This is a genomic window from Citrobacter sp. wls717, assembly GCF_005280955.1.
GTDB lineage: Bacteria > Pseudomonadota > Gammaproteobacteria > Enterobacterales > Enterobacteriaceae > Citrobacter > Citrobacter werkmanii.
On sequence record NZ_SZWW01000052.1, the window covers coordinates 31,997 to 43,732 of the forward strand.

Below are 11,736 nucleotides of genomic sequence, written 5' to 3' on the forward strand. Positions count from 1 at the left end.
TTATGGAACAACAGACACGAGCCACAGAGCGTGGCTTTACCCTCATGGAATTGATGGTGGTCATTGTGATTTTGGGGGTTCTGGCAAGCCTGGTCGTGCCGAATCTGATGGGCAACAAAGATCGCGCGGACAGACAAAAGGCGGTCAGCGACATTGTCGCGCTCGAAAATGCGCTGGACATGTACAAGCTGGACAACCATCGCTACCCCACGACGGAACAAGGTCTGGAAGCACTCATCACCGCGCCGGAGCTCTCTCCCAAGGCCGAAAATTACAATACTGACGGTTATATCCGACGTCTGCCTGCAGACCCCTGGGGGAACGACTATATCCTGATAAGCCCCGGCGAACATGGCGCTATTGATATCAGCTCCGTAGGGCCAGATGGAGAAGCTGGAACGGCGGATGACATTAACAACTGGGATAATAACAAAAAATCGCAATAAACATGACGCATCAGAAAGGATTCACGTTGCTGGAAGTGATGCTGGTTGTGGTCATTATCGCCATCTCAGCTACGGGCATTATCGCCATGCAAAGTGACCGGCTGGGATCAGGCGGAAAGCTACTACAGCGGATCGACACCTTCAGGCAGACGGTGAAATACGCGTCAGACCTGGCGTTGCTGGAAAAGCATGTGGTCGGTTTGCGGTTGACCACTGAAGGCTGGGCTTTTTACCTACCGCAAAAGGATTCAACCCACAAATGGAACTGGCAAGAGCTGGCCGACAGCGACAGTTTACCGCTTTACGGTGACTGGGCTGCGCCAGCGAAACCTGAAGTAACGCCTTCAGCAGAAAATGCAAATCCACAAATTATGATCTTACCCGATGGTCAACTGACGCCTTTTACCGTGATGTTCAGAGATGAAGACGGTGCAAAATTCGTGACTCTGCGGTGTGACGGATCGCTACCGCTGGATATCACTCGTCTTGAGGATGCGCAATGAAGCAACAAAGCGGAATGCTCTTGCTTGAGGTATTGCTGGCGATGGCAATCTTTGCGACCGCTGTAATAGGGCTGATTAGCAGTATGCAATGGCAACTCTCTGCTCTCGACACGCTGAAGCAAGAAACTCTGGCACTCTGGGCTGCGGACAACGCCTTGATTGGAACCATTACCGACCAGACCACCTCGGGAAAAGGTCAGACAATACTGCTGAACGAGACTTTCTCCTGGCAGTTGTCGGGTAGCCTGCAAAACCAGTCAGCCATTAATCAAAAGCAAGCTAGCGTAACCTCCGCCAGCGGACGGACGCTTAATCTGTACTCCTGGACGCCAGAAAACGGAGACAAAAAATGAGTAAGATGCCGCGGGGCTTCACGTTACTGGAAGTGATGCTGGCAATTGCCATTTTCTCGACGCTCAGTTTTTTGGCCTCAATGGTTTTTTCCCAGGCCTCAGAGCAGCATCAGCGTGCAAAAAAGACAGCCGATAATTTTGATGCTATTCAGCATACGATGCTGCTGTTTGAAAACGATTTGATGCAGTACGTTCCGCGAAAAAACCGTCAGACGAATCAGCCTTTTTTCAGCGAAAAAGATGGCGCGATTTTCACTACCCAGACACGAGACCCAGCCATGCCTTTCGAGGCCGCTTTCATTCTCACTACCGTCCACTGGTATGTGGACAACGGCACGTTATACCGCGCAATGAGACGCTCGCCCGATGGCAAAAAGGAGGCACCGCCACAAGCGTTACTCTCCGACATCGCTCATCTGTCCGCAACAATGGCTCTGGCTGAGGGCGACAGTGCATCCACAACGGCTAAAATAACGCTGGAGCGTGAAAACGGAGAGATTCTTACTCGTCTTTTTATTCTGCCCGGCTGGTTCCCGGAGAAACAGAAATCCAGCCCGACTTCAGGGGCGGCTACAGGGACAGCTAAATGAGTAATCAAAGGGGATCGGCGTTACTGATCGTGTTGATGATTCTGGCGCTGATGGCCGCGCTGGCATCAGAAATGACGATCAGCTTTCAGACTCAGTTGCAGCGCAGCCGACGCACAAATGACAGTATCCAGGGGAAATATGCGCTGCTGTATGCCGAAGCGCAAGCCACTGCACAAACGCTGCAGAATGCCAAGGATAAGCTTAGCCAATTTGATGAGCTCCCCCAGTTTGCAGAACTTCGCGACAACACAACGGTAAGCTGGCAAACCAGCGATCTACAACATTGCTTCAATCTGAATGCATTAGCAGATGTGCCGACGGACCCGATGACCACTCTGCCCTATAAAATCGAGGTGTTCGCAGCCCTGTTGGAAAAAATCGGCGTGGAAAAGTATCGCGCAGACGAGATCGCTCAATCCGGCGCAGATTACATTGACGCTGACGTGACGCCCCGTGTCAAAGGCGCTGAAGATGAGTATTACAAGTCCAGCCAACCGGGTTTTCTTACAGCAGGCCAGATGATCTTTTTACCTGCCGAAATACGCAAGCTCAAAGGAATGACCGACGCTATTTATCAAAAATTATCCCCTTTTATCTGCGCGACATTCAGCAATGAACTCGCCATAAATATTAATACTCTTACTGAGCAGCAGGCCCCTCTATTAGCTGCGCTATTTCTCAATAACCTCAGTGACTCAGATGCAAAAACACTACTGAAGAAACGCCCCGAAGGTGGCTGGAAAACGGTAGATGCCTTTCTCTATCAGGCACAACAAGATTACAGCGCCGCCAAACCCCTGACGGATTCGCTTAAAAAACAGTTAACCGCCAATAGCACCTTTTTTTTGACCACATCTACAGCCCACGAGGGTGACCTTACTTCCGGTATGCGCACATTTTTCTTTTATGATGAAAAAAATAAAACAATTAAAATCTATTTACGCCAACTTACGGATGGCAGTAGCGAAGAGTAAAGCAGTTTCAGTGTCCTCACCAAAACTGCTTATCCGCCTGCAAAAACAGCCGTCAGCCCCCGTGGAATGGGTGGAGTATACTGAAGGTGGCGGAGGTGAAATCCAGCATCTGTCCATGGAACAGTTAGCGGAGCTTGGTACACTTCCAGCGGCGCAGTCCGCACATCTGCTTCTTTCCGCCAGTATGGCGACATGTAAAACAATCGTCATACCGGATGAAGAGTATGAACTGACTGACCAAAAGCTTCACTGGCTCGCTGATGAAACGCTCGACGAAGGGGCGCCCTCATTGCACTGGACATTACTGTCCCGTCAGGGGTCTCGTCTCACTGTTGCAGGCATTGATGCCGACTGGCTTGAGTCTCAGCTCCGAACCCTTGCCGATGCAGGTATTAACACCACATGTGTCACGTTTGACGCCTGTTACCTGCCGGCATGCGACAATGGCTGGACGGTATTAAGAGAGGGCGATCGGTGGTTGCTCAGAACACAGGAAAATTATCTCTCCTGCCTGACGGAGGCGTGGCTTACCCACCTGCTTACGCATTTCGCCCCTCCGCAGTTGGTAAACTACGGTTCGTTACCACTGGCCTGTTCCACTACAGAGAGTCAACCTGAATGCCATATTCTGACTCTCTACCCAAACGGCAATGTACCTAATCTTCTACACGATAAGATTCGCGCCCCTTCTCCACGCTCGCCCAGGACCGCGCTCCTGAAGCGCGTCGCGCTATTCAGCATCATGCTGGCTGCGGGTGTCGCACTGCTTACCCGCTCTATTACCTACTGGCAACTCCATAGCCTGGAGAAGCAGCTCAGTCAGGATCTGGTACAGCAGTGGCAGCGATACATTCCTGAGAACAGACACAGTAGCAATTTGCGAACCTATCTGCCGAAACAGTTACAACAACATATCCCTGCCCCCTATTTGTTCTTGCAGCAGTTGCAGTCAAAGCTGTCAGCATTCCCGGGATTGGCGCTGGAAGGACTGAACTATGATCCGGCGAGTAAATCTTTGCAGCTTTTCATCTACGCCAGTGATGAAAGCCAGGTACAGGCATTCATCAAAGCGCGCATCTATGGCTTGCCATTAAAAGTCGAAAAACATGAACAGGGAATGTGGACACTTCGAAATGATTAAACGTGCTCAGGTCTGGTTTCATCATAAAAATACGCATGAGCAACGCATCTTTATAACGTTGTTCGGATGCTGCCTGTTGGCCATTTTTTGGTTTGGCGCCTGGCAGCCTTTAGGTCAGGCTATCGATACAATGCAATCCCGGGACGAAAAGTTACAGCTCGACATACAGTGGCTTCACAAACAGGCTTCAGCAGCCGGTCTTCTTCCACAGCGGACGCAATCGGACTCCCTGGAAACGCTGGTGAAGCGCAGTCTTAAAAAATCGGGACTTAACGCAACACTCCAGCCGGCTCACGGTGGTGGACTCAATATCAGCGCCTCCACCATCAAGATGGATACCTTCGTACGCTGGTTGGCGGTGTTACAGGGCGAATATGGTCTGCACATTGTGGCGCTTGAGTTTCACGCCAGTAAAGACGATGCCGACAGTATTACGCTGACACGACTGACGATTGGAGCGAAAAAAAATGGATAACGGGTTAGCAATATTGTTCCTTGTCGTTGGACTACTGGCGGGCAGCACCATGGGAATGCTCACCTGGCGCCTGCCTCTGATGGTGCTCCCCCCCACCCCCGCAGACGGAGCGCTCTCCCCTTTTAATTTATGGCTGCCTGGTTCGCATTGCTGCCACTGCCAAACCCCGCTGGCGTGGTATGACAACATTCCCCTACTGAGTTGGCTATATCTGAAGGGGAAGTGTCGTCATTGTGGTCTTCCTGTCTCGAAACGCTATCCTTTGCTCGAAGCACTCTGTGCTGTTATGGCCGTTTTCTGTTACGCCCTCCATCCCAACGAAATCCTGCTGGCGCTGGCGCTCTTTATCTATTTTTGGTTTGCGCTCGCACTCAGCGTAATCGACCTGCAGCATTATCTTCTGCCTGACAAACTCACGCTGCCATTGCTGTGGCTCGGGCTGTTATTCAACGCCAGTTTCGGTGTTGTACCCGGCAAAGACGCCATCATTGGAGCCGTTGCGGGATATATGATTTTGTGGTTGATCTACTGGTTAGTCAGGTTGTTATGGCATAAAGAGGGGATCGGCTACGGGGACTTCAAAATGCTGGCCGCTGCCGGGGCCTGGAGCGGTTGGCAAAGTATACCAATGATCCTTTACGCAGCTTCCATCACAGGGATTATGTATGGTCTTCTGTTATGGGCAAAAAAAGGACGTCGCGGCGCGCTGATTCCTTTTGGTCCGGCACTGGCCGTAAGTGGGTGGGGTTACTTTTGTTGGATAAGTTGGTGAACTCAACAGGAAGGATTAACTCCTTCCTGTATTAACGACTCTGCTTCTACTCTTCTTCGCGAATTTGCGCCTGCAGATAATTCTGGATCCCCAGTTTATCGATAAGATCCAGCTCGGTCTCCAGCCAGTCGATATGGCCTTCCTCATCCGCCAGAATTTCAATCATCATGTCACGGCTGACGTAATCAAATACGCTGTCGGCATAGGCGATTGCTTCACGCAGGTCTTTTGCACCTTCCAGCTCAAGAGCCAGATCCGAACGCAGCATCTCTTCAACATCTTCACCGATGCCAAGTTTGCCCAGATCCTGGAGATTGGGAATACCTTCAAGAAAGAGAATACGCTCAATGTACTTATCGGCGTGTTTCATCTCGTCGATAGATTCATGATATTCAACGTCATTCAGACGTTTGAAACCCCAGTTTTTGAACATTCTCGCATGAAGAAAATACTGGTTGATGGCGACAAGCTCGTTTCCCAATAATTTATTGAGATAATTTATTACCTTAACATCACCTTTCATTATATAGTCCCTCCGCTTCCACTCTTAGAGAGTAGATGGGGCTAGCGGGATGTCAAAAAAAAGAGTGTGACTCAGGCGATCTCTTTAAATTCTGGCATTTGCATTAATTCTTCCTGCATCACTTCGCGCGCGGCCCGAATACATTTACCACATTGATTTCCAACAGGAATAAACTTGCGTAACTGCTGAAATGACTGTGGGTGAAACTGGCGTACCGCCTGACGAATTTTTTTATCACTGATGCCGTTACACAAACAAATGTACATATATGCTCCCAACCATGAACACCATTAGGATAAATGATTATTGTTCTCAATACAACGTCATCTAAAAGAAATAAATCCCTCCCCCTGCACAGAATCGGGTTTGGGATTTATTTCAACGAGTTAACAACTAATCATTAATGGACCAGAGCACCGCCATCCTTCAGAATATCGTCTGTAAGTACCACTTCTGCAATAGTCGTTTCAACGCTATTACTGAAACGATACAAGCGAACAGTATCTCCCGCTTTCAATTCTTTGACCCAGGTCCCCGTGACGGTATCATTCGCCTTATTAACGCGTTTCTGACCACCACTGATTGAACCAAACTGGCTTTTGCCGATATATTTTCCATTTAACTGAATAGAGTAGTTTTTATTTCTTGCCTCATGAGCGGCAGTAGTCAGAGTCATACTTAACGCAGGCTTGTCGTCCTGAATAACAACCTGGAACTCTTTCAGTTCACTGGCAATCTCCGGACGCATATCTTTTTTACCTGCCAGAGTTTCTTCTGTCACCGTTACTTGCTCCAGTGGGTAGAGTACACCATTGCTGTAGCAGCTCAGTTCAATTAGATCGCCAACCTTCAGCGGCATTCCCCAGCTCGCGGTAACAGTACCTTCCTCTTCATTAATTTCTTTTTTACCCCAATCATAAATGGTGCCGTACTGGCTCTTACCGTAATATTTTCCATTCTGATAAACAGAATAGTTCATATTCCTGGCCTCATGTGCCGCTTTGGTGATGGTGAATTCCGTCATCGGCGTACCGTCTCGCAGATATATGCCAAAATCTGACAGATTCGCGCGGCATTCGGATAAAGGCACTTCCATTATATCATCGACAATCTCACCCAATTCATGTTCTGGAGTATCACCGCTAATATCCCAGATTATCGCTCCGCCGTATCCTTGCTGGTTAATGTAGGCAACTTTTTTCTGAATCGACTCCGGATCGTCATACGTCAAGAACTCTTGCGTTTTCGCATTATACAAGTAAGGAACCTGTGATTCCGGATCCCAGTAGCGAGTGTAGTCAGCAGACGAAGAATACTGTTTTAACAGATAGTAGGGGTTAGTACCGGTATACTGATCTTCATCATCCCACGCGCCGTGTACGGTAGCGGAACCTGAAGCGAACAGACCAGGCAGACCTTTAACGATTTCCGTCGGCGCCACGCTACCCCAGCCACGGCCGTAGAACGGGATCCCCATCATCAGCTTACTTTTGGGCACATGCCATTTCGAACTGTATTCCTGCATCGTGGAAGCGACATTTAGCAACTGATCGGCATCCTGGCTGTTGGCATAGAGCGGAGCATTGTGGCCGGTGATAGGGTCAAAAGCGCCATGAATATCATATGCCATGACATTGACGCTATCCAGCAATGGTGCGGTGACCTCTGGGTTGATGTACTCAATATTATTATGGTTGGTTGTTACTGCTGCGGAAAGTTGGAAGTACTTATCGCTCTGTAAACCAAGGGTATCCAGTTTACTTCTGAGCGTCTGGATAAGTTTAGTGAAATTGGTCTTTTCAGTATCGCTATCCGGGTATTCCCAGTCTACATCAATACCATCAAACCCCCACTCCTGCATGAAAGCAATCATGCTGTCTGCCAGTTTATTGATACCGTCATCCGTTTTGGTGGCTTCTTCGAATACACCTTCTTCAGAGTTATTCCATCCGCCAACGGAGACCATATTTGTGACGTTGTTTTGCTCAGTCAGTTTGTCCAGCTGACGGAGCAGATCCGGGCCTTTATAGGTATCATGGACAATAACTTCACCATCCTTAATAACCGCAAAGCCATAGTTAAGGTGGGTTAACTGACTGAAGTCAATTTTATCCGGCGTGAAATAGTTATGTGCTTCATAAACGCCCCACTCAGGGAAATAGCCGATAACTTTACGTTGCGCGGCAGCCTTATCTTTACCTTGTTTTTGCAGATCTGCCGCTTTCTGGCCGGTATAAGGCGTAAAACTGAACGTGGCAAGATTTTGTATTTGAATAGGACCGACCTTCAGCCATACAGAGTCACTTCCTGGAACCATACCGGGATCAACCCACCACTGACTTTTCCAGTAATAGCCATTATATCGAACAATTGTTCCTGTCGTACCATAAGTGGCAGTGGGATCATAGTCTACAGAATTAATTGCGTTATTATCCTTTTCCGCTACGGTTACCGTCACCGTACCCGGAAAATTGTTTTGACTACTGTCTGTATAAGCGACCCAGGTATTACCATTATCCTTCGTCAACATCTGACTATTATCAAGGCCGCTGATTGTATTAGTATCGTCATTCATCGACAACGTTGCAGCAAATGATGAAAAAGACAATGACATTCCAGCAGCAAGTATTGCCGCTGTTAATTTATTTAGTTTCATACATTATCCTTAATGATAAAATTATTGCTCGGTAAATAGCCATTTTTGGCAATGTTAGAATAGGTAATAGAACCAGCAATAACAATTAATACATTTCTCATCAAACCAGAGGTCATTGCTATATATAAACCTCACTAATATACCGTCAGAAAGGGAGTATTACTGGCAAAAATATCATCACAGCAGTCAATAATCACAATATAAAGATCCGTTACATATCTGGCCAATCACGCATGTCAAAGAAAAACGATAACCGATATCACTTCATTCACGCCTATGCCACCAAAATAAAATAGATAGTATGAATAACAAAAAATGTAATTTTTTATTACAGACAGGAACGTCATAAAAAAGCCTGAGCAGAATAGGTTATCTGACTCAGGCATTGAGATTAACTCGATTTGTAATACTTCAGGTTACATCTGCAATAGCTGCGCTCACTCTCCGCAATCACACAGTAACCTTTTGCTGCTGAGGATGAATGAGGCACCTCCCTGTCCCTCATTCAAAGGCAGCCTTTGGATGTTTTTAGCCTATAACCCGAATGATTAAGGGCATAAACTGTTTTCAGTTATTTCAGCATATCTTCCGTAACAACTACTTTCGCAATGGTCGCCGGATTTGGTGTAATACGCTCGACAACCACCGTTTCACCCACTGAAATTGCACGCTCATCAGATTTTACAGTTGTCACACCATTTTTGGTTGATTTCGAAGAGTAGTAACATTTGCCATTATCACAGCTGAAGACGTAGTTACCGTTTTTCTCATCACCCATAACTTTAACCACATATGCGCTGTTGGTGCCTGCAGCAACTTTATCAGCGGCAAAATCGACATACACCATAGGAATGCCATTCTCTTTCTTCACCGTCAGAGAAGACACATCCGCACTGCCTGCCAGTGGATTATTGCCTGCCAGCATGTCATCCGTCACGGTGAGCGTCGCCAGTACCTGAGCATCAGGGTGAGTACGCTTCACTGTCACCACGCTGCCAGGATGAAGCATATAACTCAAGCCGCCAGTACGCAGAGTAGACTGTTCGCCATAGTTATAACGGTAGCTGTAATAATTCTTCTTCCCTTCCGTCGAGAAAACATATTTACCATCGACCTCAACACGGTAGTTATTAGAATCACTCAGCTTGCTGGCATCAAAGTTCACATTGACTCGCTGTGAGCCATCAAAAACATCAATGTAAACGGCTTTGACATCACCCGCTAAATCACCTGCAGTTTCGCTTTGGGTAAACGGGGCAAAGACTTCGCTAAAGGCGTATTTCGCAGCCTGCTGTTCGGTCAGACCGCTGTGCTCAGGGGAAACCTGCCTGGCCACGCCAGGCTGATCGCGCATTATGGACCATATGCCAATCATGCCCAGACCACGATCAGTGGCATCCTGCATCACCAGTTTCGCATCAGACATATAAAACACTTCGCCCTGAACGTCGTTGTAACCGATCATCGGCGTCGTGCCCATCATGGCGTTGATTTCCGCATCGCTCTTGTCAGTGAAAATCTGCTTCATCTGGCTATGGAGGTTTTCAATGGCGGATGTCGCACACTTGCCATGAATGTTTTGGCCTTCAGTACCATCAGACTGGCAAATGCTGTTACCGTAATCCATCGCCATGACGTTGACACCAGCCAGTTCAACGCCCTTGGCTTTCGCATCTTCAAGTACGTAAAGACCTTCAGCCGTCAGGCCCGTCGGCAGAATAGGCAAGGTGTACCAAATTCCGACGCTACGACCTTCTGCTTTCCAGGTGTCCTGAACAGCCTTCACCGCTTCATTACGACGGTTTATGGATTCATGATCCGCAACCCAGGTGCCTTCAATATCGAAGTCCAGCACGTTAAGATTCAGGTTGTCTACGATATCGTAATAATGCTGCTTCAGGTCATTCACATTCTTACAAGACGCTGCCAGTGGGGAGTTATTCGCTCCGCCAATGGAAACCATGATGTCGCCACCTGCTTCACGCAGCGCTTTAATTTTGCTGTACTGAGCGTAGTCGTTAACGTTATATGCGGTACCCCATGTCGGCAGGCAGGTATCTGCATCTTTACTGACCACGAAAGCCATGGTGAAGTGGGTGACATTCTGGTTCTGCGCAAGGCTTGCCAGATCCGGCTGTGAGTTGAGGGTAAAATCGACATATGGGGCATAGACATGCGCAGGCCATGGTGACTTCGGCGTGCCTACTTTTTCTTTGGTGCCGGTCCAGTCGATAAACACGCGCCATGGATTGGTATCAGATGGGGAGACTTTCTGTACTTTGGACTGCGAAACGTAATTACCACCGTTATAGCGGATCAGCGTGCCGCTTTCATATACAGTGGAGGAATTATATTCTGGAGCTTTATTCAACTGGTCCTGAGTATAAGAGACAACAGCGCCCAGAGGTTTCCATGGACGACCATTTGTGCCGGTTGGGTTTTGATTAGCTGGAAGAGAAGGATCATCCCCTACGGTATAAAACAGGGCTTCATATTCCTGGCCATTTTTCTGAACTTTATCGCCTTTATTATAGACGGTCGAGGACGCCCATTGCGTGACAACGGCATAAGCCTCCCATGGATTTTCCTGACCAGGAGCAAAACCATAAGCGCTTTGCGCGACAGACGTTTTATACGTCGCATTATTATAAATAACAATATCACCAGCATTATAAGCGATACTATTGTCATATGCTGGGTAAGTTACCGTACCGCCACCCGTATCGCAGGTTGTTGGATTACCATATTTCGTTATTTCATCAGCGGTCGCTGCTCGCTCGTAGCGCCATGGGTTATTCGCTTCGTCGCCCGCGGCGTTTCCCGGACAATCCGATGCACCTACCCACCACGCATTGCTATACACGCCGCTGTCGAAAATCACTTCATACGTACTGCCGCCTTCCTGACCGCTCCATGCTTCCAGGGCAAATGCTGGCAAGGCAGCACATGTGAGCCCCATACAAAATAAGGCTTTTGTTGCGAGATTTAATTGCATTATTAAACATTCCTGTTGTTATAAATCCATCAATTTATTACATATGTATGTAATAACGCATAAGGTAGATATAACAACAAGCAAGTTCAATTAATAAAATACAAATCGCAATGCTTTAAGAAATGAACAAACTTATCCTACCAGATAAGTTATTTATATATTGAGATTAACTAATATTTCTGAAATCTTTAAATAAACACAAATAAAAAAGCCCCGAAATATATTCGGGGCTTTTAAACTAACTACGTTAAATAAACGTAATATTAGCTCATTACTTTAGCAACAACGCCCGCACCTACAGTACGGCC

Annotated in this window: 12 protein-coding genes; 8 read left to right on the top strand and 4 right to left on the bottom strand. The window is 47.6% G+C overall.

What is annotated here, in order from left to right:
* The first annotated feature begins 2 nt into the window (after positions 1-2).
* Genes gspG through FDX09_RS19885 form a run of 8 tightly spaced genes read left to right on the top strand, consistent with a single transcriptional unit; the run spans position 3 to position 5,254 of the window.
* Positions 3-446 carry a type II secretion system major pseudopilin GspG gene (gene gspG / locus FDX09_RS19850; RefSeq protein WP_038634727.1) on the top strand — a complete coding sequence of 148 codons (444 nt, stop codon included), beginning with the start codon at positions 3-5 and terminating at the stop codon, positions 444-446.
* A 2-nt stretch (positions 447-448) separates the two neighbouring features.
* Positions 449-949, top strand: a complete 501-nt coding sequence (gene gspH / locus FDX09_RS19855) for a type II secretion system minor pseudopilin GspH (RefSeq protein WP_137347746.1) — start codon at positions 449-451, stop codon at positions 947-949.
* Positions 946-1,302: a type II secretion system minor pseudopilin GspI gene (gspI, locus tag FDX09_RS19860; RefSeq protein WP_137347747.1), complete on the top strand. Its 357-nt coding sequence runs from the start codon at positions 946-948 to the stop codon at positions 1,300-1,302. The genes gspH and gspI overlap by 4 nt, the downstream gene beginning before the upstream one ends.
* Positions 1,299-1,892, top strand: a complete 594-nt coding sequence (locus FDX09_RS19865) for a prepilin-type N-terminal cleavage/methylation domain-containing protein (protein ID WP_051594490.1) — start codon at positions 1,299-1,301, stop codon at positions 1,890-1,892. The genes gspI and FDX09_RS19865 overlap by 4 nt, the downstream gene beginning before the upstream one ends.
* Entirely contained in the window at positions 1,889-2,866 is a 978-nt protein-coding gene (gene gspK, locus FDX09_RS19870) for a type II secretion system minor pseudopilin GspK (RefSeq protein WP_069325304.1), read from the top strand. Before FDX09_RS19865 ends, gspK begins: the two co-directional genes overlap by 4 nt.
* A gap of 10 nt (positions 2,867-2,876) precedes the next feature.
* A complete protein-coding gene (gspL, locus tag FDX09_RS19875; RefSeq protein ID WP_170973257.1) occupies positions 2,877-4,007 on the top strand; it encodes a type II secretion system protein GspL in 1,131 nt (376 codons plus the stop codon).
* Positions 4,000-4,482, top strand: coding sequence for a type II secretion system protein GspM (gene gspM, locus FDX09_RS19880; RefSeq protein WP_161668184.1), 483 nt, complete (start codon positions 4,000-4,002; stop codon positions 4,480-4,482). The genes gspL and gspM overlap by 8 nt, the downstream gene beginning before the upstream one ends.
* Positions 4,475-5,254 carry an A24 family peptidase gene (locus FDX09_RS19885; RefSeq protein ID WP_137347749.1) on the top strand — a complete coding sequence of 260 codons (780 nt, stop codon included), beginning with the start codon at positions 4,475-4,477 and terminating at the stop codon, positions 5,252-5,254. The genes gspM and FDX09_RS19885 overlap by 8 nt, the downstream gene beginning before the upstream one ends.
* 46 nt (positions 5,255-5,300) lie before the next feature.
* Here FDX09_RS19885 and bfr read toward each other — a convergent pair whose 3' ends face one another.
* From bfr to FDX09_RS19905, 4 genes are all read right to left on the bottom strand, one after another.
* Positions 5,301-5,777, bottom strand: coding sequence for a bacterioferritin (bfr, locus tag FDX09_RS19890; RefSeq protein WP_038634748.1), 477 nt, complete (start codon positions 5,775-5,777; stop codon positions 5,301-5,303).
* A 71-nt stretch (positions 5,778-5,848) separates the two neighbouring features.
* Complete coding sequence (gene bfd, locus FDX09_RS19895; RefSeq protein WP_038634750.1) at positions 5,849-6,043, bottom strand: bacterioferritin-associated ferredoxin; 195 nt, start codon at positions 6,041-6,043, stop codon at positions 5,849-5,851.
* A gap of 134 nt (positions 6,044-6,177) precedes the next feature.
* A complete protein-coding gene (locus FDX09_RS19900; protein ID WP_085049681.1) occupies positions 6,178-8,433 on the bottom strand; it encodes a glycosyl hydrolase family 18 protein in 2,256 nt (751 codons plus the stop codon).
* A 571-nt stretch (positions 8,434-9,004) separates the two neighbouring features.
* Entirely contained in the window at positions 9,005-11,428 is a 2,424-nt protein-coding gene (locus tag FDX09_RS19905) for a glycosyl hydrolase family 18 protein (RefSeq protein WP_137347750.1), read from the bottom strand.
* Between the last annotated feature and the right edge of the window lie 308 nt (positions 11,429-11,736).

Coding starts and splice junctions, on each gene's coding strand:
- gspG (WP_038634727.1), top strand. CDS start 3: ATGGAACAACAGACACGAGCCACAGAGCGTGGCTTTACCCTCATGGAA.
- FDX09_RS19885 (WP_137347749.1), top strand. CDS start 4,475: ATGGATAACGGGTTAGCAATATTGTTCCTTGTCGTTGGACTACTGGCG.
- FDX09_RS19865 (WP_051594490.1), top strand. CDS start 1,299: ATGAGTAAGATGCCGCGGGGCTTCACGTTACTGGAAGTGATGCTGGCA.
- gspH (WP_137347746.1), top strand. CDS start 449: ATGACGCATCAGAAAGGATTCACGTTGCTGGAAGTGATGCTGGTTGTG.
- bfr (WP_038634748.1), bottom strand. CDS start 5,777: ATGAAAGGTGATGTTAAGGTAATAAATTATCTCAATAAATTATTGGGA.
- FDX09_RS19900 (WP_085049681.1), bottom strand. CDS start 8,433: ATGAAACTAAATAAATTAACAGCGGCAATACTTGCTGCTGGAATGTCA.
- bfd (WP_038634750.1), bottom strand. CDS start 6,043: ATGTACATTTGTTTGTGTAACGGCATCAGTGATAAAAAAATTCGTCAG.
- gspK (WP_069325304.1), top strand. CDS start 1,889: ATGAGTAATCAAAGGGGATCGGCGTTACTGATCGTGTTGATGATTCTG.
- gspM (WP_161668184.1), top strand. CDS start 4,000: ATGATTAAACGTGCTCAGGTCTGGTTTCATCATAAAAATACGCATGAG.
- FDX09_RS19905 (WP_137347750.1), bottom strand. CDS start 11,428: ATGCAATTAAATCTCGCAACAAAAGCCTTATTTTGTATGGGGCTCACA.
- gspI (WP_137347747.1), top strand. CDS start 946: ATGAAGCAACAAAGCGGAATGCTCTTGCTTGAGGTATTGCTGGCGATG.